Here is a 26,117-nt window from a genome sequence, read left to right on the forward strand (position 1 = left end):
AGATCCTTAACACTAAGGGTTGCATCAGTAGCGTCTATATTAGTGCAATTAGGCTATAAACAAAAACACTGCCAGATGGCAGTGTTTTAAAGTGGTCGCGGTAAGCTTATGGCTTTGCGTTCAACTCGGGCGTAAGGGGGCTTATATGCGATAAGTTAAGGTTAACTTAGCATTACGTTCTTCGCCGGGAAGGCCACCCAAAAACATCGCTTTGTCGTAGTATGATTTATTAAGTAAATTATTTAAGTTTAGTTGAATTTTGTAGCGTTCAACATCATAACTAATCGCAGAATCTATCACGGTATAGGCCGGTACATAACCGTCCGGTATACCAAATGAGCTTGAGCTGGTGCTGCGCTCACCGACATATTCAGCCCCTAAGCTTACCGATACTGGCGCGGGTAAACTCAGTTCTGCTGCATAAGTCACCCAGGCACTTGCTGTAAGGTATGGCACGCCTTTCTGGTGTTGACCATAATCACTGCTATTAGGATTTTGATTGTCACGAGCATCTTGGTAAACGCCATTAACGTTCACTTTCCACTGTTCATTTAAATTGGCATTTAAATCGAGCTCGACGCCTTTAGTATCTTCACTGCCGTCGTAAAAATAAGGGTCTATTGTAGAGGTTACCGCACTGCTGTCGTAGTTAGGGTTACTGTAGGCAATATTAGTCCGTGATGATTTAAAAAAGACTAATGAGGCTAATAGTTGGTCATCAAACGCTTTGAAACGCACGCCTAAGTCATTACTGACCGATTCTGAGTCTTCGCGGTCGGCTTCATTGCCGGTAACATCGCCCAACACACTGTAGGCTGTACGACCTTTAGAGTGATTAACGAAAATTGAAACATCATCCGTTGGCATATACGTTAAGCCAAGATTGAAGGTAATTCCGTTATCTGTAGTGTCCGCTTCTGGTTGTGGCTCAGCTAAGCTTGAGCTGTAACGGGAATCAACGCCAAGATGTTCATAGGTTTGCTTAATTTCATTAAATGCCACCCCAATACGGCTGGTAAAGCCAGCACCAAGGTATCCGACATGTTGTACGCCTAAACCCCATGCGGTGACGGTTTTATTGTAATTACTGGTCAGTAATGGATCGTAATCTTCAAATTCGCCTTCGGCCCAGTTGGGGTTACGAATATCGTAAATGTATGGCAGGGTACCTTGGTAAGATACATCGCCATTGCTGTCTTTTAATACGTAATCGGCATCCCAAATTGAGTATTGTTTGAAGCGAATTGTGCGGTCTTCAAAGTTAGCATTAACTAATAATTCGTTACTGATATTGCCAATGTCAAAGTCGTAACGTAAGTCAGCAAAGTATTGCCAAGATTGTTCATCGGCAGAAACTTTACGATACTCCTGACGACGAGCTGCATAAGGATATAACACTTCATCTTCAACTAACGGCGCGCGTGGGTCTTGGTTAATGATGCCATTTCGTTCCCAATACACGTAGTTATACGCGCCAGTTTGGCGAGCAAAACTGGTTTCATAATTTCGGTATTGCAATTGTTGGTTTAAAAACAGGTTATCGGTTAAGTAAATGTTGTGAGTCAGTTTGAAACGTAACTCTTCACCTTCGTTATCTTTTGCCATTGGTGAAATTAAGCCATTATGACCAAAATCGTAAGGTGTTTCACCATCTGATGCACTCAGTGAATTAGCCAGTTGTTGACGCTGCTCATCGGTGAGCTGCACGCCACTGCTGGTAGGGTCATTAACCAAATCTTGCCAACTTACCTGGTCTGCCGTTTTACCATCAACAGAAGCCGCATTATAAATCCGGATTGGGTGGCCAATGGAATCTACGGGAATAGAATCGTTTATGTAAGCGGTAGACAGCATGAGGTTTTGGTTGTCGTTCAACACAAACTTTAGCGAGCCGTAGACTTCGTCGCGGTCGGTTCCTAAATCGCGGTATCCGTCACTGCGAGCACTTTTTGCTACCACACGATAGGCGACATCGTCAGTGACAGCACCTGTGCTATCAGCCATAAATGAATATGTGTCCCATTGACCCACTTCGGCTTCCATAACATGCTTACTGACAAACTCTGGCTTCTTTTCTATTAAATTCATTACGCCGCCAGCGCTTCCCATTCCGTACAATCCGGTAGCAGGGCCTTTTAACACTTCAACCGAACTGACATTAGTGAGCGAACGGGTAGGGTTAAAGGTGTTGCCAAGTCCTGCGCCGCCATACATGCCGTCATAGGTGTAGTTTGCTCCTAGGCCTCGAATGACGAGGTTGTCACCAATACCGTAGTTGTTACCCGCTTGGGTCACACCACTGATATTACGAATTAAATCTTGCATGTTACTGACGCCTTGGGCATCGATTAATGCTTCGTCAACAATCACTACCGCCGCAGGCGTTTCCATCAGTGACATATCAGATTTAGTTGCTAAACCTGAGTTCATCACTACTTGGTTTTGTCGGCCATAAACCGTTATTCGTTCATAGTTGGCTGAGGGTGATGCATTGTCCGTATCATCTGAAGATTGCGCAGTAACCTCAGGTTGGGTAACTGGTGTTTGTGCGTGAGCATAAACGGGAAACAATACACTTTGACAAGCAAGGGCAAGTAGAGATAAACGTAATGGCGTCATAACAAGGTAAGCTCTTTATTAACAATGGCGCGAATGATAATGATTATCATAAGTATTGCAATAGCGAGTTTTGTTATATGTGGTAAAAAATGGGTTTTGGTGATTTGGTTGCTGATAAATCAAACAATCTCAATAAACGATTAGCATGATTAACAGACCATTGAAGGCGATCTGTCATCTATAAATTTAGCGCTTCAGCGCTATAAACGTACATTAGCGTGAGTTACCCAATGAGTGTGTCATGTGGTCGTGTTAATGGATGTTGGTAATGTGATAATTTCCAGATTGTTTGTTCTAGGTAAAAAATTTTGCCTGTACATCCATATATGAAACGTTTGCTATTCGCATCTTGAGTGCTTTTGGGTATATAATCTGCCTCCGAAACGGTGTTGTGACAAACGTATAAGCGTAAACGATTCACTAACACACCAAAGCACTTAAGGTAATCAAATGAATTTAAAGCTAGAACTGCAGACATTGAATGATAAATTAGACAAGTTTCGTCGCAAGTTAGCTGCGGCTGAAGCACGTGGCGATGCCACGATTGTCCTGCAGTTTAAGAAAGAAGTGGCGACTGTGACTAAGCGAATCGCCAGCATTAAAGGCCAGCAAACTCGCGAGTTCAGCAAAGAAGGCGTGGCGTTGAAAGCGTTAGGTTTTAAGCGCGTGCTGACTAAAGCTGAACAAGCCGATATGGGTAAGTTGAATAAGTCGGTAAAAGGTTTAGTCGTTGTGCATCCTTTAACAGCATTAGGCCGTGAAATGGGCATAAAAGATGTGACGGGTTTTGCGCCTGCTAAGTTCTAATATTTTCTTTTACAGTTAGTTGTCGTAAGGTTAATTCATGTCGGTAAAGTATATCGCAACATCTAAGTTACCCACTCCTTGGGGTGTTTTTGCTATGCACGGTTTTGAAGAAACTGCCACAGGTAAAGAACACGTTGCGTTGACATTTGGTCAACTGGATCCCACTCAACCTATGCTAGGTCGTATTCATTCTGAATGTTTGACCGGTGATGCATTATTTAGTTTACGTTGTGATTGTGGTTTTCAATTACAAGCTGCAATGCAAAGTATTGCAGAGAAAGGCCAAGGCTTTTTGTTGTACTTACGCCAAGAGGGACGTGGGATTGGTTTGCTCAATAAAATTCGTGCTTATGAGTTGCAAGATGCCGGCGCCAATACGGTCGAAGCCAATTTACGTTTAGGTTTTGAAGCTGACATGCGTAAGTACGACATGATTTTGCCGATGTTAGAAAAAATTGGTGTCACTAAAGTGAAGTTGATGACCAATAATCCGCGCAAAGTTATGGCAATGCAAAGTGTGGGTATTGAAGTGGTTGAACGTATTCCGTTACAAGTGGGTAAAAATCGTTATAACGAATCATATTTAAAAACCAAGTCTACTGAGCTAGGTCATATGATGTCGGAATACCATTTTCACGATGAATAGTCTGGCACTATAATAGTCTAAATGATGATGAAACAAGGGCAGAATATGCAGCTTATTGGGCCATCATCGTTTGATTATTTACGTTTTATACATATCCCTTATCGTTTAACTTTGGTGGTATTACTCATGCTATTGAGTCATATGAGCCATGCATCTGAATTACCTTCAACGACACCACCTGAATTAATTACCGAACCCGATGCTTCCCATTATGCGTTTGCTAATTATTTAGGCAGTGGTATTTATCGCACCTCTGGCCAAAGTGCTGCCGTTGCTAATATTCCTATGGGGTTTGAACTTGATTCAGCAGATGATTATGTATTGAAGTTACGCTTTACAGCATCATTCGGCTTTTTTGATTATTCATTTAATGATTTACCCCAAGGCAGTATTCCTAAAAATGTCGGCACCATCACCTTAACGCCAGGGCTTGAATATCACTGGCTGGTGGACGATAAGCTAACCCTAGAGAGTTATGTTGATTTGGGCTATGGGCACAATTTTTCAACTTACAGTCATGTAGGGATTTTTTCTACTGGCATTTCTGTACTTTATAAACTTGATGTACCATTGTTCACCCCCGTTTGGGTAAACCGAATTTATTATGCCGGTTATCTAAGCAATCAAAATGACAGCACAGAGGGTTACTCGGTCTTAAAAACGGGTGTCGACTTTGGGGTTAATTATGATTGGCAGTGGAAAGATGTCCGGGTTGAACCACGATTTTTTATTGCCGGCCATTGGTATTTCGACAAACTAAAGTTCGTCACTCCGGTGGGGGATGATGTGTTGACCTCATATACTTATGAAATAGGTACAACGTTGGCATTTTCTAAACCCATCACCTTGAGTGCGATAGGTCTAGACAGTGTCGAAATTGAACATTTTGGATTAAGTTATCAAGTGGGTGGTGGGCTTAAAGTGTGGCGCTTAATTTTTGAATTTCCGCTATAAGCCCTATCAATGTGAATAGATGAATAAATTAATTTTCGCTGGTTCCCCAAATATTGGCATTCACTGGTTCTGTCGATGCAGTCTTTGAGCTTGCCTTGGCTGAAACAACTTTATTTGCTGTAGGTTTCGTCGCGGTCACTTTGGCTTTGGCTGGCCGAGATTTAGCGGAAAATGAACCACGGCTATCTTCTTTAGGCGGCGGTAATGGCAGCTTGTTTGCTTTACGATATAAGTATTCAACTTTGTCACGAGCCCAAGGCGTTTTACGTAAAAACTTCAAGGTGGATTTTACACTCGGGTTATCTTTGAAACACTGAATGTTTATCCTAGATGCGAGTTCTTCCCAGCCGTATTTTTCAACGAGTGAAGTCACGATAGTTTCTAGTTTTATGCCGTGAAGCGGATTGTTTGCTTGTGTCATGGACCGTGCGAGCTAATTGAGTTTGATAATATTATACCTATATTGCTGCTAAAGTGATATCAACACAAAAACGGCAGCCTAGGCTGCCATTTTTTTGCTTCCACATTAGTGATTATTGCTTGTTAGCTAATGTAACGTTGTCTTCATCATCGGTATCAATGTCGCCTTTACCTTTAATGTTAAGAATAATTATTGCTGCAATAATTGCGGTAGTGACTAAAGTTAATGATTTTGCTTCGAGGAGCCAATTATCATTCGTTCATAAGGTATTGTTAGACTCATTACAGTACAGTATTTACCAGCATCTTATTGAGAATACTTATTTAAAAGTATTACTATTAACGCGATGTTTTACCCAATAATTCAGCTTGCTTAGTGCTGCCTTGTTGATAAAAATCGTCAATGAGTATTCTTAGTATTTTAGATTTAGCGACTTTACTGATTTTGGCTAGTTCATCTAGCTGTGAAATGCTTTTTTCGGTCAGGGTAAAGGTGGCATGACGATAAATTTTAGTACTTTTTTTATCAAGCCCTTTTAAGAAATCTTGAGTATTTAACGGAATAGTGCTCTGGCCATGAGCAGAATCAAGACCCAACGCATATTTGTTAGCATCTTCAATGAAGTCGTCTACCGATACCTTAACTCGGGTATCTTTGGGTTTCTTGCGCTTAAGATCAGTTAAACTCATAGCTATTTTCTGCTGGAATCGCAAAAAGTTCATCGGCAATAGCACGAATCTCATCAGCCGCTTTACCGTTAGGATCGATTTCAAGCACAGAAGATCCACTCTCTTCGCTATCATCATAGATATTACGACTAATTGTTACAGCATTGAGTGCGCGTAAACCAAAAGACTCAACCACTTCCTTAGCTTCTAAAATACGCTTTCCTTGAGATGGCAGTGCAGGGCATTGGGTTATCACAATCGCAGCAATCATTTTTGGGTTGACCATCTTGCAGGTGCTAAGCATGTCTTCCATATGGGGTAATGTTTTTAGATCGCGACGCTTAGGCCTAAGAGGGATAACAACATAGGTTGCAACAGACATTGCCGCTCGCATAGCAAGGTTATCTTGGCCACCACAATCAACGATGACATAGTCAAACCGCTCATTTAAGCTCAGCAGGTCATTACGTATTTTGCCATAAAGCTGAATACAATTGATGGCTTTTAAACTGGGATCATTATTGCGAGCTTGGATCCAGTCTGATGTTGTTCGTTGCGGATCACAGTCAACCATGAGTACATTGGCATCATGTTTTTGGCTAATGTGTACGGCAATATTTTGCGCTAAACAGCTTTTGCCACTGCCACCTTTTTCTCCACCAACAAGCAATATCATGTTGTGATCCTTGATACTAGGCGCTTTGTTGCACCGAAGTTTTCGATTGGTATCCTAGCTTGATTATAGAGTAGCTATAGAGGACTGCATAAAAATAATCAATTAAATGAGCTGTAGAGCAATATGGTAACTATTAGTTGAGCATTCAGAGCAGCGGCAGACCTGGCCTTTAATGGTATTTTGTTTATCGGTCTTTTCATTAAAGGTTAATGCGATTAAGTCACCTACTTTAAAAGGAGCCTTAAAGTCAAATAACACGCCTTTGCGAGCCAAATCAATGCAAATACCATGATCAGTAGATGATTCGCCTTGTGCATTAATCCAATCTAGGCGTATCCGTTCGGCTTCCATATCTACACGTAAAGAACTGCGTTTTTCGTCGAATCCTGTTGGTTCTTGCTCCATTGTTTTTCTCCTTGAAATGGTTGATCTTTATGCATCTATTTTGTTGTTTAGTGTCGATTTATTATCGATACCACTGATTTTAATTAACCAGTAACGTTACAATATTCTGCGGCCGCTATTTATGTGTTGTTAAACTTCAGGGTTAATTTAGGTTGATTGTATCCATTTTTAGCATAACGACTTTATTAAGCAAAACTAAATTTGTATTAATATGGCGATTAAAGATACTCAGTATTGATTAGCTAAGCCGCTAAGATGATTAATTATCGTAGTCCTGGTTTTTAGGGTAAGGCATTTTCAACTGACCCCAACGGATTACAATTACCGTGCCAGCCAGTAAAATCGTTGACAGTGAAATGGCTAAAATACGCCAATCTTCCATCGCTTTCATGTCTAAAATCAAGTATCGAGCCAATGCAACAATGGCAATATAAAGCGGCATACGAATAGGTAATTTACCGGACTCAATATAATTAACGACCATCGCTAATACTTCAAGATAAATAAACAGTAAGAGTAAATCGGCCAGTTCGACGGTGCGAATGGCAATCATGTGGAGAATTTCTTCACCAATAGCAAATACCGTTGCCAGTGCGATAATTAATAACACTAAATGTTCGATATTTTTTAAGGATTTTAGTCCTACTTTTCGCAGTAATGGCATAGTCATCTTCATTAATAAAATCAAAACACTATTATTGACGACTTCAAGTAAATTTCCCAGTGATCTCGATCGATTTTGTGAGATAAATAGCGCCTATTTAAATCGATGTATAATTTAACGGTCACATGGCATTCATTATCCTGTGATTGACCGGCTGGCTTGTTTCAATTGCTGCAGCTTGTTGGGTGAATATTAGGTTTTATAATAGATATTCGTGTTGGTCTATTGGCTGCGACTTACCACTTACCACTTACCACCTACCACCTACCACTTAGAGCTAGAACTTAGGACGTTAGTTATTCTATGTTATTGATATAAGTATTAACTAGATGAAGGGATAAAATTTTATGCTGATGAGGTGGGGGGATAAGCTATTTAACTGATATAAAAAAACCGCTAAAGCGAAACTTTAACGGTTTTTTTATTAATAAAGGTCAGCGATTAACGCTTTAAGCCTTCATTTAGTAGCGGACGCATAGTCTTAACTAATTGAGAGGTTACTTTTGGGCTACCTGCCACAATGTTACCAGAAGTCATATAGTTATGCCCACCCATAAAGTCGGTAACGGTACCGCCAGCCTCGCGACAAATTAAGTCACCTGCAGCGATATCCCAAGGCTTTAAGCCAATTTCAAAGAAACCATCTAAACGGCCTGCAGCGACGTAAGCTAAATCTAACGCAGCTGAACCTCCACGACGAATATCTGCACACAATGGGAATACTTCACCCAAAATAGCCATATAGCTTTCTGTGTGTTGACGTGCTTTGAATGGGAAACCGGTACCAATCATAGTGCTGGTTAAATCATTTACGTTGGTCACACGCATGCGGAAATCATTTAGCTTAGCGCCTTTGCCGCGAACCGCTGAAAATAACTCTTCACGTACAGGATCGTAAATAACGGCAACTTCAATTTTGCCTTTATATTGAACAGCGATAGATACCGCAAAATGAGGAATACCACGAACGAAGTTGTTAGTGCCATCCAAAGGATCAACTATCCAAACGTAGTCTTTATCAGTACCACGGTTTTCACCGTCTTCCTCACCAATAATGGTGTGGTCTGGATATGATTTACGAATTTGGTAAGTAATAGTTGCTTCTGCTTCCTTGTCTACACTAGTCACAAAATCATTAATACCTTTACTGCTTACCTCAACACGGTCAAGTTCAGTATAGGCGCGCATAATAGTTTGGCCAGCAGCGCGAGCAGCGCGTGTGGCAATAGTCAGCATCGGATGCATTGCAATCCCCTGGATGTTAAAGAACGAGTAAAATAGCGCCCGCATTATACTTAATTTCAGCGTTATATCAAATGCAGATTTTCATATAACGTAATTTTTAACGATTGTGTTAATATATCGGTAATATTTTTAGCTAGAAGAAAGTGCTACATGCTCAGTAATATTCGTGTTGTTTTAGTTGGTACTTCGCACCCTGGTAATATTGGCTCTACAGCTAGAGCGATGAAAACCATGGGCTTATCAAATTTATATCTTGCAGAGCCAAGAACTGAGCCCGATGGGCAGTCGATAGCGCTTGCTGCAGGTGCATCAGATATTCTCAAAAACTTAACTCGTGTTGATTCATTAGAAGAGGCTATTGCTGATTGTAGTTTAGTCATAGCCACTAGTGCTCGCAGTAGAACCCTTGACTGGCCGATGCTTGATCCCCGTGAAGCAGGTTTGAAGCTAACTCAGGAAAGCTTAACTGGTCCTGTTGCTATTGTCTTTGGCCGTGAAAATCATGGCTTAAGTAATGAAGAGCTACAAAAGTGTACCTATCACGTGGCGATACCAGCCAATCCAGAATACAGCTCACTAAACTTGGCTCAAGCTGTACAAATTATTTGTTACGAAACTCGAGTCGCGCACTTAGCGCAAACAGAAACACCAGTCGTTGCGGATGAATATCCATTAACCTCTGAGCTAGAACGTTTCTTCGTTCATTTAGAGTCAACATTGTCTAAAACCGGATTTGTGATTAAAAATCATCCAGGACAAGTAATGACTAAGCTCCGTCGTTTATATACTCGTACCCGTATCGAAACCGCAGAAATGAATATTCTACGCGGTATTTTGACTTCCATTGATAAGAAAGTGGATAAACAAGATTAAGCAGTAAAGGAACAACACCATGGCCGTCATCGCTAGATTAAAAGAAGACATCGAATCGATTTATCATCGCGATCCTGCTGCAAACAGTACCATAGAGATAATATTTAATTACCCGGGTATGCATGCGATTTGGATCCACCGCATTAGTCATAAACTTTGGCTCGCTAACTGGCGTTTTACCGCCCGTTGTTTATCGACATTTTCTCGCTGGTTAACTGGTGTTGAAATTCATCCTGGTGCGACCATTGGCCGACGTTTCTTTATTGACCATGGTATGGGCGTTGTTATTGGTGAAACCGCCGAAATTGGCGATGATTGTACCTTGTATCATAGCGTTACTTTGGGCGGGACTACCTGGCAGCCAGGTAAGCGTCATCCAACATTAGGCAATAATGTGGTGATTGGTGCTGGGGCTAAAGTACTGGGCCCAATTACGATGCATGACGGTGCCCGTGTCGGTTCAAATTCTGTGGTGGTTAAAGATGTTGCTAGCGATCATACCGTCGTGGGTATTCCGGGACGTGTGGTGTCATCGCCGACTAATCAGTCAAAAGAAAAAACTGAACGCCGCACTGAAATGGCTAAAAAGTACGGGTTTGATGCGTATGCGGTGTCACCAGATAACCCCGATCCAGTGGCTAATGCCATTGGGCAAATGCTTGATCACATGCATTTAATGGACTCTAAAGTACAAGAACTGTGTAATGCCATCCAACAAATGGGCGGCGAAGTCTGTACTAAAAAGTTGCCAGAGTTGAACGTTGATGCCTTCGACGAGGCGTCGCGAGCAGCAGCAACTCATCGTAAACAAGATATTGATAAGTTTGACCCGAGTATTTAACAATCGTAAGTCATTGTAGATTCAGGTCAAAAAAATGACCGATAATATGATTAATTATCCTGTCGGGATTGAATGTTACAAGATAAAAAGGTTAAATACCTGACTCCAAAACATGGACCTTTTTGTTATAAGAAATGCCATAATACCCGAGTGTTTTAGTAGGATTAATACTTGACTAAATTACTCGGGTATGATGAAATTACTGCATACTTTTTGGGAGCAGTACAAGTTATGAAACTTACATCAAAAGGTCGCTATGCAGTGACAGCTATGCTGGATGTTGCGATTCACTCTGCTACTGGTCCTGTGCCTTTGGCTGATATTTCTGAAAGGCAGGGAATTTCTTTGTCTTATCTTGAACAACTCTTCGCTAAGTTACGTAAAAATGGTCTGGTATCAAGCGTTCGTGGACCCGGTGGTGGTTATCGTCTTGGTTTAGAAGCCGTCGATATCTCAGTTGGCATGGTCGTGCATGCTGTTGATGAATCTGTAGACGCCACTCGTTGTCAAGGAAAAGGTAACTGCCAAAGTGGTACTCGTTGCCTAACCCATTCTTTATGGGGCGACTTAAGTAAACAAATTTCAGATTTTTTAGATGGTATTTCTCTTGCAGGTTTAATGCAAAAGCGAGATGTAAGATTTATTTCGTTAAAGCAAGATGAAATACAAAAGGAACATAGAGTGAGTTTGTAACTCGGCTATGTTGATTGATTATAATTATTATTTGTACGTTGTACGTAGCCTCATATGAGTCTGCTGAGTACGGAGTGTATTATGAAGCTTCCTATCTATTTAGATTACGCCGCAACAACCCCTGTAGACAAACGGGTTGCAGAAAAGATGATGCAACACATGACAATGGACGGCGTGTTTGGTAACCCTGCATCTCGTTCACACCGTTATGGTTGGCAAGCTGAGGAGGCGGTTGATGTCGCCCGTAATCAAGTTGCTGATTTAATTAACGCTGATCACCGTGAAATTGTCTTTACCTCAGGTGCGACAGAATCAAGCAACCTTGCGATTAAGGGTATTGCCCACTTTTATCATAAAAAGGGCAAGCACATCATCACCAGTAAAACTGAACATAAAGCAACGTTAGACACTTGTCGTCAGTTAGAACGTGAAGGTTATGAAGTCACTTACCTTGTTCCTGATGCTAACGGCATCATCCCTATGGAACGTTTAGAAGCGGCAATGCGCGATGACACTATTTTAGTTAGCATCATGCATGTTAATAACGAAATTGGTGTTATTCATGATATCAATGCGATTGGTGAATTGTGTCGTTCAAAAGGCATCTTTTTCCACATGGATGCGGCACAAAGTGCTGGCAAAATACCAATTGACGTTCAAACCACCAAAGTTGATTTGATTTCGATTTCTGGCCATAAAATGTATGGACCAAAAGGTATCGGCGCATTATATGTTCGCCGTAAGCCACGTATTCGTCTTGAATCGCAAATGCACGGTGGTGGACACGAACGCGGTATGCGCAGTGGTACATTAGCGACTCATCAAATTGTTGGTTTAGGTGAAGCGGCTGTCGTTGCTAAGCAAGATATGGCAGAAGACAGCGCTCGTATTACCCGTTTACGTGACAAGTTATGGAACGGTATTAAACATATCGAAGAAACCTATATCAACGGCGACATGGAGCAACGCTACAGCGGTATTTTTAACGTTAGCTTCAACTTTGTTGAAGGCGAGTCGTTAATGATGGCCTTAAAAGACTTAGCCGTTTCTTCAGGTTCAGCCTGTACTTCAGCAAGTTTAGAGCCTAGCTACGTATTACGTGCTTTGGGTTTAAATGATGAAATGGCACATAGCTCAATTCGTTTCTCTATTGGTCGTTTCACTACCGATGAAGAAATTGATCATTCTATTAAAACGATAACTGAATCTATCGATAAGTTGCGCGAAATGTCTCCTTTGTGGGAAATGTTCAAAGATGGTATCGATTTGGACCAAGTTCAATGGGCTCATCACTAATTTAATGCTATTAAATTCAGTGTAATACCATTAATCGTAAACTGATAACGACACAGATTTTGGAGTAGTATCATGGCTTATAGCGAAAAAGTAATCGATCATTATGAAAACCCACGTAACGTAGGTTCATTTGATAAGAACGATCCATCAGTAGTGACTGGTATGGTTGGCGCACCCGCTTGTGGTGACGTAATGAAGTTGCAGCTTAAAATTAATGCTGATGGCATTATTGAAGATGCAAAATTCAAAACTTATGGTTGCGGCAGCGCAATTGCATCAAGCTCATTAGTAACCGAATGGGTTAAAGGCAAAAGTGTTGATGAAGCAGCGACCATTAAAAATGCTGACATCGCCGAAGAATTAGCATTGCCGCCGGTTAAGATTCATTGCTCAATTTTGGCAGAAGATGCCATTAAAGCAGCAATTGAAGAGTATAAAAGCAGACAAGCTAAGTAATACCTGGAGTTAAGATGGCAATTTCAATGACCCCCGCTGCGGCTGATCGAGTTAGATCGTTTCTTGCTAATCGCGGGAAAGGCCTCGGTTTGCGCCTTGGGTTGAGAACATCAGGTTGTTCAGGTATGGCATATGTCATTGAGTTCGTTGATGATCTCAATGACGATGATGAACTTTATAATATCGAAGGTGTTAATATCATCATCGATGCTAAAAGTTTCATTTATTTGCAAGGTATTGAACTTGATTTTGTCAAAGAAGGCCTAAATGAAGGTTTTCAGTTCAATAACCCTAACGCAAAAGGTGAATGTGGTTGTGGTGAAAGTTTCACTGTTTAACCATTATCCACCTATTAAGCCGTTTTATATCAAACAGTAAGCATGATATTTGCCCATGAATTATTTCGATCTGTTTAATGTAGTACCTGCCTTTGATATCGATACCGCCTTACTTGCAGAGCGCTACCGCGAGCTGCAAAGGGCGGTCCATCCCGATAAATTCGCTAATGATACCGAGCAACAAAAACGGTTATCAGTTCAGCGTACTGCACAAGTTAATGATGGCTATCAAACGTTAAAAAATCCCTTACGTCGTGCTGAACACATGTTGAGCCTACGCGGAATTGAATTAAGTCACGAAACGACTACCTTAAAAGATGGTGCATTTTTGATGCAGCAAATGGAGTGGCGTGAAGCGCTTGAAGATATTTCGCAGAGCGGCGATCCACAGTCATCAATTGATGAATTATATCAATCGTTCGGTGAATTTGAGTCGATATTATCTGCTAAATTAGTGACGTTATTGGCAACTGATGATAATGCGGACGCATTACTAGCGGCTGATCAAATTCGTAAGCTAAAGTTTATGGCAAAATTACATAATGAATTAGCGCGTATTGAAGATGGCCTGCTCGATTGAGTTTCCTAAATTCTAAATCTTATTTATGATTAGCTTGGCTAATCGATAACACAACAAGTTGGAACATTATGGCACTGTTGCAAATTGCAGAACCTGGCCAAAGCGCCGCACCGCACCAACATCGTCTTGCGGTTGGGATTGATCTTGGTACTACCAACTCACTCGTTGCTGCGGTAAGAAGTGCACAAGCATTGACCTTACCTGATGAGCAAGGACGTCATTCGTTGCCTTCAGTAGTGCATTATGGCGATACTAATGTGCTAGTTGGCTATGACGCTCAAGAAAAATCTGCTTTAGACCCACAAAATACTATCGTATCTGTAAAGCGTTTTATGGGGAGAAGCCTGACTGATATTCAGTCTGGTGTGCATCGATTACCCTACACATTGCACGCGAGTGAAAACGGTTTACCGGTGTTTACGACGCCTATAGGGGATGTTAATCCTATCCAAGTGTCCGCCGAAATCTTAAAACCTTTAATTGCTCGAGCAGAAAAAACATTAGGTGGTGAGTTAGAGGGCGTAGTTATTACTGTGCCAGCTTATTTTGATGATGCACAACGTCAAGGTACCAAAGATGCTGCAGAATTGTTAGGTGTTAAAGTATTACGTTTACTTAACGAGCCCACTGCAGCTGCCATTGCTTATGGATTAGATTCAAAGCAAGAAGGCGTGATAGCGATTTACGACCTTGGCGGTGGCACTTTTGATATCTCGGTGTTGCGTTTGAATCGAGGTGTATTTGAGGTACTGGCTACCGGTGGCGATTCCGCTCTGGGTGGAGATGATTTTGATCATCTACTTGTGAGCCATTTACAAACAACGTGGAATATTACTGAGCCTAACAATCAACTTGCACGACAATTACTGATTGAAGCGCGTCGAGTTAAAGAAGCATTAACCGATAATAACAGTATTGAAGCATCCGTTGTTATTGGTGAAAAAACGCTAACCTGCACTGTTGATAAAAAGTTATTTAATGAGTTAATCGGCGCGTTGGTGAAAAAAACCATTGGTAGCTGTCGTCGTACTTTACGTGATGCTGGTGTTAGCGTAGATGAAGTCATTGAAACCGTAATGGTCGGTGGGTCTACTCGAGTACCATTAGTGCGTGACCAAGTTGAAATCTTTTTTAAAAAAACTCCGTTAACAGCTATCGATCCCGATCGAGTGGTTGCTATTGGCGCGGCTATTCAAGCTGATATTCTAGTAGGTAATAAGCCCGAATCAGATTTACTATTGTTAGATGTTATTCCATTATCGCTAGGTGTTGAAACCATGGGCGGTTTGGTTGAAAAAGTGGTTACGCGTAATACCACTATCCCAGTTGCTCGGGCACAGGAGTTTACCACTTTTAAAGACGGTCAAACAGCAATGGCATTTCATGTGGTACAGGGCGAGCGAGAGCTTGTTGACGACTGCCGTTCTTTGGCCCGCTTTACCTTACAAGGTATTCCGCCATTGGCCGCCGGCGCAGCCCATATTCGAGTGACATTCCAAGTCGATGCCGATGGTTTGCTGAGTGTTACTGCGATGGAGAAATCCACCGGAGTTAACACCTCTATCCAAGTTAAACCTTCATTTGGTTTATCGGATACTGAAATAGCTACAATGCTAAAAGATTCGATGAAATATGCTAAAGAAGACATTACTCTTCGTATGCTAGCAGAGCAAAAAGTGGAAGCTGCGCGAGTGATTGAATCGCTTAATGCTGCCTTAGCTAAAGATGCTGCATTGCTCGATGAGCAAGAGCGTGAAGGGTTAGTGGTTGCGATTGCACATCTTAGTGCCGTAGCACAACAAGACGATATTGAGGCCATTGAGAAAGCGATTGCAAATCTCGATGACAAAACTCAAGATTTTGCGTCAAGACGCATGGATAATTCTATTAGAGCGGCGCTAAAAGGGCAGTCGGTCAACAACTTATAGGTGAAATAATGCCACAGTTAGTATTTTTACCCCATCAAGAGCTTTGTCCTGACGGCGCTGTACTTGAAGCAGAAGTGGGTGAGACCATTTTAAACGTTGCACTGCGTAACGGTATTCATATTGAACATGCGTGTGAAAAGTCATGTGCTTGTACCACATGTCATATTATAGTGCGCGAAGGCTTTGACCAGCTTGAAGAAAGTGATGAGTTAGAAGATGACATGTTAGATAAAGCATGGGGTCTTGAGCCTGAAAGTCGTTTATCTTGCCAAGCTAAAGTTGTCGATTGCGATATGATTATTGATATTCCTAAATACACCGTTAACATGGTAAGCGAAGGCTAGTCTTTGCTAAGCGTTATCTGCTCAACGTGGTAATTTATACCGAGTAGTTGATCACATTAACAAGAGTCAATCTATTAAGATTGGCTCTTTTTTTATCTGCGCTCATTCCAGTCATTGATTTTAAATAAACTCAGCGTATGATGCCGGAAAATCCCTATTTTGGAGCACTCTGTGCGCATCGCAATACTGTCTCAAGGCCCGCAATTATATTCCACTAAACGCTTAGTCGAAGCTGCATTAGCCAGAGGACATGAAGTCAAGGTTATCAATCCATTAAAGTGTTATATGAATATCAATATGACCAAACCGAGCATTCATATGGCCGGTAAAGATCTCGGTCATTTTGATGCCGTGATCCCGCGGATAGGTGCATCGGTCACGTTTTATGGCTCAGCAGTGCTACGCCAATTTGAAATGATGGGCGTATATGCGGTTAATGGTTCAATTGGAATTGCCCGTTCACGAGACAAATTGCGTTCAATGCAGCTGTTATCGCGTCAAGGGATTGGTTTACCTATTACTGGCTTTGCCAATAAACCTAGCGATATCCCCGATTTAATTGATATGGTCGGTGGTGCTCCTTTAGTGGTTAAGTTACTCGAAGGCACCCAAGGTATTGGAGTTGTATTAGCTGAGACCCGCAAAGCAGCAGAGAGCGTGCTTGAAGCCTTTATGGGGCTCAAAGCCAACATTATGGTGCAAGAATATATTGCTGAAGCAAAAGGCGCGGACATCCGCTGCTTTGTACTTGGCGATAAAGTGATAGCAGCGATGAAACGCCAAGCCAAACCTGGTGAGTTCCGCTCTAATTTACATCGTGGAGGCAGTGCTACTTTGGTTAAGTTATCACCCGAGGAACGTTCAGTTGCTCTTCGCGCCGCAAAAACCATGGGGTTAAATATTGCTGGGGTTGATTTATTACGTTCAAATCATGGTCCAGTGGTGATGGAAGTCAATTCCTCTCCTGGCTTAGAAGGCATTGAAAAATCGACTCAAAAAGACGTTGCCGACGCCATAATATGCTTCATGGAAAAGAGTATCGGTAAGACGGTAAAGTCAGCTGAGTAAGATTTATCTTTACTCATAGCGCACATCTTTAAAGCATATATTGCGCCATGTTAATAAAAATGATGCCACGAATTGATCAAATATCAGCTCCAAAGCGGATAAGGCTAGGAATATACGTTTAAATTACGTATAATCCGCGCGAATTTTTTAAACTTGCTCACATTAAGGAAGCTAGTTATGGCGATCGAACGCACATTTTCTATTATCAAGCCAGATGCAGTTGCTAAAAACCACATTGGCGCTATTTATAACCGTTTTGAATCAGCTGGTCTTAAGATCATCGCTTCTAAAATGGTACACCTATCTAAAGAACAAGCTGAAGGTTTCTACGCTGAGCACAGCGCACGTCCTTTCTTTGGTGCTTTAGTTTCTTTCATGACTTCTGGTCCAGTAGTGGTTCAAGTGTTAGAAGGCGAAAACGCTGTCCTAGCTAACCGTGAAATCATGGGTGCAACTAACCCAGCTGAAGCTGCACGTGGTACTTTACGTGCAGACTATGCGGCAAGCATCGACGAAAACGCCGTTCACGGTTCTGATGCTGTTGAATCAGCAGCTCGTGAAATTGCTTACTTCTTCAGTGCAGATGAAGTGTGTTCACGCACTCGTTAATTGTTACTGTAAGTTGATAAAAAGGAGCTTCGGCTCCTTTTTTTGTGTCTGCTGTTCAGAGATGAATGTTCTCTTATGATTTATGTTGTTAAAGCCGATGAGTCTAAGCATTGGTGATTAATACTTACGATTAATATTGCAACCTTGGGATGTTACGGTTGTTAACATTTAGCCGCTAAACTGAGTATTAATACTTTGCTTAACATAGCCCATGCATTCTTCACCAAGTTGAAGATTTCTGTCTGCTATATAAACAATTTTATTTTTGTTGTGATCCAAACGATGGTATCTATTAGAGGCAATATTAGAGCTGTTTTGAATAAAATCAGCCTAAAAAAATACGAATAAGTAATTTTCTGAATAAATACTCAGTAATTTTGAAATGTCATTCTGATGTTTTTTACAACAATTAAAATTTTTTTTAAAAAAAATTACGAATTAATTTTTGATGCATTTTATGATCGATTGACTTTAAATTGTTAACAATGTTTGTTTTTTGTTTAACCTTGTGGATCTACTTGTGTATTAATAGTCTTTAGTTTGTATTTTTATTTGCGTTTTTAAATGTTAAGAATCTTGATAAATAGCGTTAAATCTAGTAACTGATTGATTTTAAATGGATCAGTTTAAGTCAAATTAATTATCCATCCACATGTTAAGTGTGATGTTGTTCACATGTTGCTCTTATTGACTAAAGGTTTTTTATTCATTAATAATGTTTTTCAATAATTGGCACTGACCAATTATTCATAATTAAAAATATAACGACTTGGTTTATTTTATTACAAGTTATAGGGAGTTTATTCATGAGTTCAGTCACATTAACTGCTAAGGCAATTCGCCGTAGTTTACTAGCGGTAGCAGCAACAAGTGTCGCGACAACAGGCTTATTTTCTTCAGCAGCATTTGCTGCCGATGAACAGAAAGTTGAAAGAATCGAAGTAACCGGTTCTCGTATTCAGCGTCAAGACATGGAAACTGCTTCTCCAGTTACCATTATCTCTGCAGAAGCTATTCGAGCAGAAGGTTTCACTTCAGTTGATCAACTACTTCAAGCTCAAACGTCAATGGCCGGCGCTGCTGTTGGTTCTAGCACAAACAACGGTGCTGGCGGTGTTGCACAAGTTGACTTACGCGGTATGGGAGCTCAACGCACTCTTGTGCTGTTAAATGGCCGTCGTATGGTTAACTCTGGTTCAGGTGCTGACAGCTCTGTCGATTTGAACTCTATCCCTGTCGCGATGATCTCTCGCGTTGAAATCTTGAAAGATGGCGCCTCAGCAGTATACGGTTCTGATGCAATTGCTGGTGTCGTTAACATCATCACCAAAAAAGATTTCGAAGGTTTCCAACTAGACCTTAACGGAAGTACAACCAGCGAAAGCGATGGTGATACTGGCGAAATTAGTGGTTTATATGGTTTTAATACAGATGGTGGTAACTACACTGTCGGTGCAGCATATTCAAAGCGTGAAAGCGTTATACAGTCAGATCGTAGCTGGACAGAACCTGGCTACAGCTCATTCTTACCGACTGGTTCACTAGGCGGAAAAGTGCGCAATGACGCTGGAGAATGGGTTGCTCGCTCTACTGGTTATGATTACACCACTAGCAGCTATTATCAAACACCAAGCGAGCGTTACAGCTTGTTTGCTAACATGGTCCAAGAGCTAGATAATAATTTAGTGTTAACTGGTGATGCACTCTACACCAAACGTAAGTCTGATCAGCAATTAGCACCACAACCTGCTGACGTTATGCTAAATGTATGTGGCGCTCCAGGCGTTGCTGCTGGTGCAGCATGTATTACAGTTGATCAAGCAATGACAACTGGCGGCATTGCTGCCGATGATACAGGACGAGTTAATTATCGTCGCCGTACTACTGATGCCGGTCCACGTATGTATTCTCAAGATACTGATACATTACGTCTATCTGCCGGTCTTGCCGGTGAAGTTGATATTAACACTGGTATGAACTGGGATGTTGCTTATACCTATGGTAAAAATAAGGCAGATTCTAAAGTAGAGAACTCAATCAATGCCACTAATCTTAAGCAATCTGTTTATGCTAACCAAGATGCATGGTTCACAGGTGTTCCATTAACAGGTGAAATTGTTAATGACATTAGCTTTACTGACAATTCTGATGGCGGTAATGAGCAACATGTTGTTTCTGCTGGTTTAACAGGTGAATTGTTTGACGTAAGTGCGGGTGCTGTTGCCTTTGCTATTGGTGCTGAATACCGTTATGAAAGCGGTTATTTTAATCCTGACCCAGTAACCGTTGCTGGCGATAGCACTGCTGCACAACAAGATCCTACAGATGGTAACTATAATGTTATGTCTGTATTCCAAGAAGTCAGTGTTCCTTTTACTGAAAAATTAACCGGTGAATTTGCACTGCGTTATGACGATTATTCAACATTTGGTAAAGCGTCAACGTGGAAAGTCGGTTTAACGTATGAAGCCACTGATGATGTAATGCTTCGTGGTGTTGCTGCAACTGGTTTCCGCGCGCCTAGTATCAGCGAGTTATTTGGTGGTGATACTGGTTCTTACGACTACTTAGATGATCCTTGGGGAAATGCACAAGATCCACAGATTCTAGTTCGTTATACTTCTGATGATGATCTAAAAGCTGAAGAGTCAGACTCTTACACTGCTGGTATTGTGTATTCACCAAGCTATGTTGAAGGTTTATCATTAACCCTAGATTACTGGCGTTTTAAAGTGAGTAACGCTATTACCCGTTTAGACGTTCAAGCTGGCCTAACTGAGTGTTTCGCGAATGCATCTGCTGCAGCATGTGAAACCTTTAATATTGGTTCAAATGGTGATTTGTCTAACTTAACTAACTCGTTAACCAACGTAGGTAGCCAAGACACTAGTGGTGTAGACTTCAACTTAGCGTATAACTTTGAAGCATTATCTCTAGATTGGAAAATCAGCAATGATACTACGTATTTGTTGAACTTCGAACAAGAAGACAATGATTACACTAACAAGATTGACGGTAACTTTGGTGCGTATGCTGAAGTTCGTAACAACTTCAGTATTCAAGCCGGTCAAGACAGCTGGAGTGTTAACTACTTCAACCGTTACATTGGTGAAATGGACGACCTAAATACAGGCGATAAAGTGGATGCGATTCTGTATCACAACTTAGCTGGTACTTATTATGTGTCTGACATGATTAGCTTAAGTGCTGGTGTGAAAAACATCACTGATGAAGAGCCTTCAGGCGTATCTAACGGTAGTGATGGTGGTACTGTACCAGAAGTGTATGACACTATTGGTCGTCAGTACTACGGTGGCGTAACGGTTAAGTTCTAAATAACCATCCAGCGATTATAAGCAGAACATAAGACAGTGTGACCATTACACTGTCTGATACGAAAAGGCCTACATTCTTGTAGGCCTTTTTTATTGGATAATACTAATTCGATAATAGAGTGATTAGTGATTTAAGCGTAATTCATGTCGATGTTCTCGACGGAATTTCTGTTCACAGTCTGTACAACGTTGTTCGGTCGGATCGGCGATTAAGCGGGGCGGCTCTATGTCTATTTCACAATCTGAACAAAGACCATATAAACCCAATTCAAGCTGGCAGTAAGCAGCATCTAGCTTCATGAACTTAGTGAAAATATCAGTATTGATTAGTTTTACTTGTGGTAAGTAGTCAATCACTTTTCCAAGAGGGGTTTCCATCGAAATATGAGCAACTTCAGTAGCATTTAATGAATCCCTTATAAGTCGCATTAACTCATATCTCAAAATAAGTTCGAGTTGTTGAAGTTTTTGCTGTTTGTCCTGAGTGTTGTGCAACTGAGATAACCTTAACTGACTATGCTAATGTAGAAATCCTATTTTAGGCACAAATAAAGCAGACGTTATGACTAAGATCAATTCAGGATAAGATTTCTACGATAAAAACATGAATCATAATTTAACTTTTATTCATGTTAACATTCATTATTGTCTGTCTGGGCGTTAAGCTAGGGTTGATTGCGGCGTCAACATGGTCACTGAATCACTGTCGATGGTAGGCTAGGAAATGTTTACTATTGAATAGGATTAACAGGGTATATAACCTTGATGACACATTATCAACAAGGTTAATTTAAGCCTAGGTATACAGTTGGTGTGTTGTTGCAAGCTTATATAAGCGACCTGTGAGCATGCTGTAGAACCTTAACGATTTCTTCAGTTGTTTTGAACACTCTTAGCTCTCTAAATAGAGCATCCGCTTCGGGATATTGACGATTCAAGTAGCTAAACCATTGTTTTATACGTGAAGGATAATAGTCAGACTTACGCCCATTAAGTTCTTTGTCGGTATAGGCCATAAGTAAGCTTAAGGTTTGTAGCCAACTAAATGGCGTCGCACCCGTTTTGATGGTATCGCCTAGATTAGGCAGCGATATGGCTCCTCGACCAATCATTATACTGTCACAGCCAGTGACATCCATGCATCTGTGAGCATCAGCGGCATTCCAAATCTCTCCGTTAGCGATAACAGGAATTGGCAGGCGCTTTTTGACTTCAGTAATATATTCCCAATATGCTGGAGGCTTATAACCGTCAGTTTTACTGCGAGCATGGATAGCGAGCTCTGTTGCACCTGCTTCATATACAGCTAAAGCATTTTCCATAAATAACGACTTATCCTCATAACCTAAACGGATTTTAGCGGTTACTGGGTGCTCTACAGGTACGGCATCACGCATGGCTTTGACGATATTATAAATATTCTCAGGATATTGCAGTAATACTGCGCCGCCTTTGCTTTTATTGACAGTTTTAGCTGGGCAACCAAAATTTGCATCAACACCATTTGAGCCTAGCTCTATGGCTCTGATGGCATTTTGTGCCATCCACTCTGGTTCTTGACCTAACAGCTGAACACGTACAGGTGTTCCTGATGCGGTTAGCCCTTGATGAAGTAGCTCAGGGCACAATTTATAGAACACTTTATCTGGTATGAGTTGATTGACGACCCTGACAAATTCAGTCACAACCAGGTCAAATGGATTGATGGCAGATAATATTTCACGCATATGGTCATCAACCACACCTTCCATTGGAGCTAAAATAACGCGCACAAGTACACCTTGCTGAACTCAAAAGTGCGCTATTTTAGCGTGTTTATTATTTGATATCAGTACTAAATTACGATACGAGTTCTTTTGTCGATTAACTAAACAAATTCTTGCTAATAATCATATTGATAGCACTTTTGTTGTATTTATGTTAAATGTAGGTGGCATTAGTTTTGAGGCTTGCCTAGCAAGTATTTGTGTTAAATAAATAGATATTTTTCACATTTTTTTAATTTTTTTGCAATAAAATTTACTGACAGCAGGTCTCTTTAACCAAGCCGGCAATGATGTTGGTCACCCTACACAATAAAGATATAGGAAGATAATTATTATGAATTCAATCAAACAAACTACTTTAGCGGTTGCATTAGGTTCTGTTGTAATGACTGCAGGCTTTTCTGCTCAAGTAGAAGCTAACCCATTTGGTTTTCAACAATTAACTTCTGGTTATCAAATTGATGGCGGAGAAGGCAAATGTGGTGAAGGCAAGTGCGGCGGCGACATGAAAAAGTCAGCCGAAAAAGCAGCTGAAGGTAAATGTGGCGAAGGCAAGTGCGGCGGCGACATGAAAAAGTCAGCCGAAAAAGCAGTTGAAGGTAAATGTGGCGAAGGCAAGTGCGGCGGCGACATGAAAAAGTCAGCCGAAAAAGCAGTTGAAGGTAAATGTGGCGAAGGTAAGTGCGGCGGCGATATGAAAAAGTCAGCCGAAAAAGCAGTTGAAGGTAAATGTGGCGAAGGCAAGTGCGGCGGCGACATGAAAAAATCAGCTGACAAAGCAGCAGAAGAGATGAAAAAATCTGTTGAAATAAAGTAAGGTAAATATGTGGTCAGAATAATTGACTACTGTCTTTTGATACTATCTTAATTTATGTTATTTACTGCAACTAAGGCCTGATAATCAGGCCTTAATTTTATCTATTTTTTACGGTTAAAGGACGCATTATGTCTATTCAGCATCACAATTTTCTTGATCCGGCCAAGGTTGGGTTAGGGCTTCGTCGCGAAATGCTGGATGAATTTTGCCAGCATGTACCATCAGCAATTGAGTTTTTTGAGGTTGCGCCTGAAAATTGGATGACATTAGGTGGTAAGTTTGGCCGCCAGTTTACACAATTAACCGAGCAGCATACTTTTTTTTGTCATGGGTTATCATTGTCTATTGGCAGTCCACAAGCATTAGATATTTCGTTCGTTCAAAATATAAAACACTTTTTAGACCGTCATAATATTAATATTTATTCAGAACACTTAAGTTATTGTTCCGGAACGGGGCATATGTACGATCTTATGCCTATCCCATTTACCGATGACGCGGTAATCCATACAGCAAAAAGAATCAAGCAGGTTGAAGACATACTTGAGCGACCATTTATTTTAGAGAATGTTTCTTTTTATGCTGCTCCCGGTGCACAAATGAGCGAGGTCGAGTTTGTTAATGCTGTTTTACAGGAAGCTGACTGTAAACTGCTACTTGATGTGAATAATATCTATGTTAACTCGATTAACCATCAATACGATGCCAGTGCCTTTTTGGCCGCCATGCCAACCGAGCGAATTGAATATTTACATATTGCTGGACACTACCAAGAAGACGTTGATTTAATGGTGGATACTCACGGTGCCGATGTTATCGATCCTGTGTGGTCTTTATTACAGCAGTGTTATCAATTACATGGCGTGCACCCAACATTGCTAGAGCGTGATTTTAATATTCCTAAAACTGAAATCTTGTTAAATGAAATTAATAAAATCCATCAGTATCAACAAAATGCATTAGCTCAACAGTCATCATTGAGGAAGGCATAATGGATTTCATTGAAGTACAACAACAATTTATGGACTATATCCGTGATCCTCGTTTGCCATTGCCCGAGGGGATTGAGCCTAGACGTATGAAAATCTATCGAGAATTATTTTTTAATAATATTGCAGGTTTTGTGTCGAGTGCGTTTCCGGTGTTGAAAAGTGTATATCAGGACGACCAATGGCAGGCCTTAGTACAACAATTTTTTGTAAGCCACGATTGTAAGACACCAATATTTGTTGAAATTGCCGGTGAGTTTTTAGCGTTTTTACAACATGAATACCAGATGACAGAAGATGATCCTGTTTTTATGTTGCAGTTAGCGCACTATGAATGGCTAGAATTATGTGTAGCCGTTGCCCCTGACACGCCAACGGCTCAATTGATCAATATTACCGAGCTAAGCCAACACAGATTATGTCTAGCGGCTTGTGCCAGAGTAGCGCAATATGCTTTTGATGTTCAACATATTAGTATTGATTACCAGCCGATTAAACCTACACCGCAAGCACACTTTTTCTGTGTATTTAGAGAGCTAACTGACGAGGTGGCATTTTTGCAACTGACACCGTTAAGTGCTCAAGTATTGGCTTACATTGAACAAATGAGCTATTCGCAACAAAGTGTTACCGTGGATGCAATTATTATTTGGTTAAGTGAGCATTATCCACAAATGCTCAGTAAAACTTTGTTGTCAGGTTGTTTACCTTTATTACAACAGTTGGCTCAAAAGGGCATTATTATTTCGTCACTTGATACAGAATAGTCTTATTAAATTTAAGGTTTTTATTTTGTGGATATAGGTCTAAAATAAGCCACTTTTTGCGATAAGCCTCACGCCTATATTCGTTAAGTTAACCGTAAAGTTGACTCATCATAACGGATGAAAGATGTAAGCGATTGCAGTTACAACACCATCTTAATGTAGGAATAATCATGAGTCAGCCTTTCAAAGACCCGTTTAACATTTTTTATTTTATCGGTTTTATTTTGGTTTTATTAATCCCAACATTACCAGCGAGTCTTTCATGGTTAAAAGCAACAGGATTAATTTAACGCTTACTTCAGGTTAACCTGT

The 26,117-nt window shown here is 40.9% G+C and carries 27 protein-coding genes; 18 read left to right on the forward strand and 9 right to left on the reverse strand.

Going from position 1 to position 26,117, the window contains the following annotated elements:
• Positions 1-141 precede the first annotated feature (141 nt).
• Positions 142-2,619 carry a TonB-dependent receptor gene (locus EGC82_RS08900; protein WP_124730440.1) on the reverse strand — a complete coding sequence of 826 codons (2,478 nt, stop codon included), beginning with the start codon at positions 2,617-2,619 and terminating at the stop codon, positions 142-144.
• A 450-nt stretch (positions 2,620-3,069) separates the two neighbouring features.
• Here EGC82_RS08900 and EGC82_RS08905 point away from each other — a divergent pair, with 450 nt between their 5' ends.
• The 3 genes from EGC82_RS08905 to EGC82_RS08915 are packed head-to-tail and all read left to right on the forward strand — an operon-like array spanning position 3,070 to position 5,026.
• Positions 3,070-3,426, forward strand: a complete 357-nt coding sequence (locus tag EGC82_RS08905) for a YibL family ribosome-associated protein (protein WP_059746680.1) — start codon at positions 3,070-3,072, stop codon at positions 3,424-3,426.
• A gap of 37 nt (positions 3,427-3,463) precedes the next feature.
• The gene (gene ribA / locus EGC82_RS08910; protein ID WP_124730441.1) at positions 3,464-4,072 is read left to right on the forward strand and encodes a GTP cyclohydrolase II; all 609 of its coding nucleotides are present in this window, start codon (positions 3,464-3,466) and stop codon (positions 4,070-4,072) included.
• A gap of 45 nt (positions 4,073-4,117) precedes the next feature.
• Positions 4,118-5,026 carry a hypothetical protein gene (locus EGC82_RS08915; RefSeq protein ID WP_244212559.1) on the forward strand — a complete coding sequence of 303 codons (909 nt, stop codon included), beginning with the start codon at positions 4,118-4,120 and terminating at the stop codon, positions 5,024-5,026.
• 28 nt (positions 5,027-5,054) lie between these two features.
• Here the strand turns inward: EGC82_RS08915 and EGC82_RS08920 are convergent, their stop codons facing one another.
• The 6 genes from EGC82_RS08920 to suhB form a co-directional block, all read right to left on the reverse strand.
• Positions 5,055-5,447 carry a VF530 family protein gene (locus EGC82_RS08920; RefSeq protein WP_124730443.1) on the reverse strand — a complete coding sequence of 131 codons (393 nt, stop codon included), beginning with the start codon at positions 5,445-5,447 and terminating at the stop codon, positions 5,055-5,057.
• 338 nt (positions 5,448-5,785) lie between these two features.
• Entirely contained in the window at positions 5,786-6,136 is a 351-nt protein-coding gene (locus EGC82_RS08925; RefSeq protein WP_124730444.1) for a replication protein RepA, read from the reverse strand.
• Positions 6,123-6,791 (reverse strand): AAA family ATPase, encoded by a 669-nt coding sequence (locus EGC82_RS08930; protein WP_124730445.1) that lies wholly within the window; start codon positions 6,789-6,791, stop codon positions 6,123-6,125. Before EGC82_RS08930 ends, EGC82_RS08925 begins: the two co-directional genes overlap by 14 nt.
• A 102-nt stretch (positions 6,792-6,893) precedes the next feature.
• On the reverse strand, positions 6,894-7,196 hold the full coding sequence (locus EGC82_RS08935) for a PilZ domain-containing protein (RefSeq protein WP_124730446.1): 303 nt from the start codon (positions 7,194-7,196) through the stop codon (positions 6,894-6,896).
• A gap of 259 nt (positions 7,197-7,455) precedes the next feature.
• Positions 7,456-7,860 (reverse strand): phosphate-starvation-inducible protein PsiE, encoded by a 405-nt coding sequence (locus EGC82_RS08940; protein ID WP_124732609.1) that lies wholly within the window; start codon positions 7,858-7,860, stop codon positions 7,456-7,458.
• 441 nt (positions 7,861-8,301) lie between these two features.
• A complete protein-coding gene (gene suhB / locus EGC82_RS08945; RefSeq protein ID WP_124730447.1) occupies positions 8,302-9,105 on the reverse strand; it encodes an inositol-1-monophosphatase in 804 nt (267 codons plus the stop codon).
• A 150-nt stretch (positions 9,106-9,255) separates the two neighbouring features.
• Here suhB and trmJ point away from each other — a divergent pair, with 150 nt between their 5' ends.
• The 12 genes from trmJ to EGC82_RS09005 all read left to right on the forward strand — a co-directional run bounded on the left by trmJ (position 9,256) and on the right by EGC82_RS09005 (position 21,466).
• A complete protein-coding gene (gene trmJ, locus EGC82_RS08950) occupies positions 9,256-9,978 on the forward strand; it encodes a tRNA (cytosine(32)/uridine(32)-2'-O)-methyltransferase TrmJ (protein WP_124730448.1) in 723 nt (240 codons plus the stop codon).
• 19 nt (positions 9,979-9,997) lie between these two features.
• Positions 9,998-10,819, forward strand: a complete 822-nt coding sequence (cysE, locus tag EGC82_RS08955; protein WP_124730449.1) for a serine O-acetyltransferase — start codon at positions 9,998-10,000, stop codon at positions 10,817-10,819.
• Between the two features lie 231 nt (positions 10,820-11,050).
• A complete protein-coding gene (iscR, locus tag EGC82_RS08960; RefSeq protein WP_124730450.1) occupies positions 11,051-11,512 on the forward strand; it encodes a Fe-S cluster assembly transcriptional regulator IscR in 462 nt (153 codons plus the stop codon).
• A gap of 81 nt (positions 11,513-11,593) precedes the next feature.
• Positions 11,594-12,808: an IscS subfamily cysteine desulfurase gene (locus EGC82_RS08965; RefSeq protein ID WP_124730451.1), complete on the forward strand. Its 1,215-nt coding sequence runs from the start codon at positions 11,594-11,596 to the stop codon at positions 12,806-12,808.
• A gap of 72 nt (positions 12,809-12,880) precedes the next feature.
• Positions 12,881-13,264 (forward strand): Fe-S cluster assembly scaffold IscU, encoded by a 384-nt coding sequence (gene iscU / locus EGC82_RS08970; RefSeq protein WP_011637877.1) that lies wholly within the window; start codon positions 12,881-12,883, stop codon positions 13,262-13,264.
• A gap of 14 nt (positions 13,265-13,278) precedes the next feature.
• Entirely contained in the window at positions 13,279-13,602 is a 324-nt protein-coding gene (iscA, locus tag EGC82_RS08975) for an iron-sulfur cluster assembly protein IscA (RefSeq protein WP_011637876.1), read from the forward strand.
• 55 nt (positions 13,603-13,657) lie between these two features.
• Positions 13,658-14,182: a co-chaperone HscB gene (hscB, locus tag EGC82_RS08980; RefSeq protein WP_124730452.1), complete on the forward strand. Its 525-nt coding sequence runs from the start codon at positions 13,658-13,660 to the stop codon at positions 14,180-14,182.
• A 68-nt stretch (positions 14,183-14,250) separates the two neighbouring features.
• Positions 14,251-16,110, forward strand: coding sequence for a Fe-S protein assembly chaperone HscA (hscA, locus tag EGC82_RS08985; protein WP_124730453.1), 1,860 nt, complete (start codon positions 14,251-14,253; stop codon positions 16,108-16,110).
• Positions 16,111-16,118: 8 nt separating this feature from the next.
• Positions 16,119-16,454 (forward strand): ISC system 2Fe-2S type ferredoxin, encoded by a 336-nt coding sequence (gene fdx / locus EGC82_RS08990; RefSeq protein ID WP_124730454.1) that lies wholly within the window; start codon positions 16,119-16,121, stop codon positions 16,452-16,454.
• 171 nt (positions 16,455-16,625) lie between these two features.
• The gene (gene rimK, locus EGC82_RS08995) at positions 16,626-17,522 is read left to right on the forward strand and encodes a 30S ribosomal protein S6--L-glutamate ligase (protein ID WP_124730455.1); all 897 of its coding nucleotides are present in this window, start codon (positions 16,626-16,628) and stop codon (positions 17,520-17,522) included.
• A gap of 177 nt (positions 17,523-17,699) precedes the next feature.
• Positions 17,700-18,131 (forward strand): nucleoside-diphosphate kinase, encoded by a 432-nt coding sequence (ndk, locus tag EGC82_RS09000; RefSeq protein WP_124730456.1) that lies wholly within the window; start codon positions 17,700-17,702, stop codon positions 18,129-18,131.
• 806 nt (positions 18,132-18,937) lie between these two features.
• Positions 18,938-21,466 (forward strand): TonB-dependent receptor plug domain-containing protein, encoded by a 2,529-nt coding sequence (locus EGC82_RS09005; protein ID WP_124730457.1) that lies wholly within the window; start codon positions 18,938-18,940, stop codon positions 21,464-21,466.
• A 123-nt stretch (positions 21,467-21,589) separates the two neighbouring features.
• On the opposite strand, the gene EGC82_RS09010 is transcribed toward EGC82_RS09005, so the two are convergent.
• Together EGC82_RS09010 and EGC82_RS09015 are read right to left on the reverse strand one after the other, a co-directional pair.
• Positions 21,590-21,961: a TraR/DksA C4-type zinc finger protein gene (locus EGC82_RS09010; protein ID WP_244212560.1), complete on the reverse strand. Its 372-nt coding sequence runs from the start codon at positions 21,959-21,961 to the stop codon at positions 21,590-21,592.
• Positions 21,962-22,293: 332 nt separating this feature from the next.
• Positions 22,294-23,238, reverse strand: a complete 945-nt coding sequence (locus tag EGC82_RS09015; protein WP_124730458.1) for a tRNA-dihydrouridine synthase — start codon at positions 23,236-23,238, stop codon at positions 22,294-22,296.
• Positions 23,239-23,566: 328 nt separating this feature from the next.
• Here EGC82_RS09015 and EGC82_RS09020 point away from each other — a divergent pair, with 328 nt between their 5' ends.
• From EGC82_RS09020 to EGC82_RS09030, 3 genes are all read left to right on the forward strand, one after another.
• Positions 23,567-24,049 carry an HvfA family oxazolone/thioamide-modified RiPP metallophore gene (locus tag EGC82_RS09020; protein WP_124730459.1) on the forward strand — a complete coding sequence of 161 codons (483 nt, stop codon included), beginning with the start codon at positions 23,567-23,569 and terminating at the stop codon, positions 24,047-24,049.
• Between the two features lie 128 nt (positions 24,050-24,177).
• Positions 24,178-25,041 (forward strand): HvfB family MNIO-type RiPP peptide maturase, encoded by an 864-nt coding sequence (locus EGC82_RS09025; RefSeq protein WP_124730460.1) that lies wholly within the window; start codon positions 24,178-24,180, stop codon positions 25,039-25,041.
• Positions 25,041-25,805 carry an HvfC family RiPP maturation protein gene (locus EGC82_RS09030; protein ID WP_124730461.1) on the forward strand — a complete coding sequence of 255 codons (765 nt, stop codon included), beginning with the start codon at positions 25,041-25,043 and terminating at the stop codon, positions 25,803-25,805. The genes EGC82_RS09025 and EGC82_RS09030 overlap by 1 nt, the downstream gene beginning before the upstream one ends.
• The last annotated feature ends 312 nt before the right edge of the window (positions 25,806-26,117 follow it).

Source organism: Shewanella livingstonensis (assembly GCF_003855395.1).
In the GTDB taxonomy this organism is placed as follows: Bacteria; Pseudomonadota; Gammaproteobacteria; order Enterobacterales; family Shewanellaceae; genus Shewanella; species Shewanella livingstonensis.

Bases quoted from the DNA above. Each gene is read 5' to 3' on its own strand.
- EGC82_RS08900 (WP_124730440.1), bottom strand. From the start codon at position 2,619: ATGACGCCATTACGTTTATCTCTACTTGCCCTTGCTTGTCAAAGTGTA.
- EGC82_RS08905 (WP_059746680.1), top strand. From the start codon at position 3,070: ATGAATTTAAAGCTAGAACTGCAGACATTGAATGATAAATTAGACAAG.
- ribA (WP_124730441.1), top strand. From the start codon at position 3,464: ATGTCGGTAAAGTATATCGCAACATCTAAGTTACCCACTCCTTGGGGT.
- EGC82_RS08915 (WP_244212559.1), top strand. From the start codon at position 4,118: ATGCAGCTTATTGGGCCATCATCGTTTGATTATTTACGTTTTATACAT.
- EGC82_RS08920 (WP_124730443.1), bottom strand. From the start codon at position 5,447: ATGACACAAGCAAACAATCCGCTTCACGGCATAAAACTAGAAACTATC.
- EGC82_RS08925 (WP_124730444.1), bottom strand. From the start codon at position 6,136: ATGAGTTTAACTGATCTTAAGCGCAAGAAACCCAAAGATACCCGAGTT.
- EGC82_RS08930 (WP_124730445.1), bottom strand. From the start codon at position 6,791: ATGATATTGCTTGTTGGTGGAGAAAAAGGTGGCAGTGGCAAAAGCTGT.
- EGC82_RS08935 (WP_124730446.1), bottom strand. From the start codon at position 7,196: ATGGAGCAAGAACCAACAGGATTCGACGAAAAACGCAGTTCTTTACGT.
- EGC82_RS08940 (WP_124732609.1), bottom strand. From the start codon at position 7,860: ATGCCATTACTGCGAAAAGTAGGACTAAAATCCTTAAAAAATATCGAA.
- suhB (WP_124730447.1), bottom strand. From the start codon at position 9,105: ATGCATCCGATGCTGACTATTGCCACACGCGCTGCTCGCGCTGCTGGC.
- trmJ (WP_124730448.1), top strand. From the start codon at position 9,256: ATGCTCAGTAATATTCGTGTTGTTTTAGTTGGTACTTCGCACCCTGGT.
- cysE (WP_124730449.1), top strand. From the start codon at position 9,998: ATGGCCGTCATCGCTAGATTAAAAGAAGACATCGAATCGATTTATCAT.
- iscR (WP_124730450.1), top strand. From the start codon at position 11,051: ATGAAACTTACATCAAAAGGTCGCTATGCAGTGACAGCTATGCTGGAT.
- EGC82_RS08965 (WP_124730451.1), top strand. From the start codon at position 11,594: ATGAAGCTTCCTATCTATTTAGATTACGCCGCAACAACCCCTGTAGAC.
- iscU (WP_011637877.1), top strand. From the start codon at position 12,881: ATGGCTTATAGCGAAAAAGTAATCGATCATTATGAAAACCCACGTAAC.
- iscA (WP_011637876.1), top strand. From the start codon at position 13,279: ATGGCAATTTCAATGACCCCCGCTGCGGCTGATCGAGTTAGATCGTTT.
- hscB (WP_124730452.1), top strand. From the start codon at position 13,658: ATGAATTATTTCGATCTGTTTAATGTAGTACCTGCCTTTGATATCGAT.
- hscA (WP_124730453.1), top strand. From the start codon at position 14,251: ATGGCACTGTTGCAAATTGCAGAACCTGGCCAAAGCGCCGCACCGCAC.
- fdx (WP_124730454.1), top strand. From the start codon at position 16,119: ATGCCACAGTTAGTATTTTTACCCCATCAAGAGCTTTGTCCTGACGGC.
- ndk (WP_124730456.1), top strand. From the start codon at position 17,700: ATGGCGATCGAACGCACATTTTCTATTATCAAGCCAGATGCAGTTGCT.
- EGC82_RS09005 (WP_124730457.1), top strand. From the start codon at position 18,938: ATGAGTTCAGTCACATTAACTGCTAAGGCAATTCGCCGTAGTTTACTA.
- EGC82_RS09020 (WP_124730459.1), top strand. From the start codon at position 23,567: ATGAATTCAATCAAACAAACTACTTTAGCGGTTGCATTAGGTTCTGTT.
- EGC82_RS09025 (WP_124730460.1), top strand. From the start codon at position 24,178: ATGTCTATTCAGCATCACAATTTTCTTGATCCGGCCAAGGTTGGGTTA.
- EGC82_RS09030 (WP_124730461.1), top strand. From the start codon at position 25,041: ATGGATTTCATTGAAGTACAACAACAATTTATGGACTATATCCGTGAT.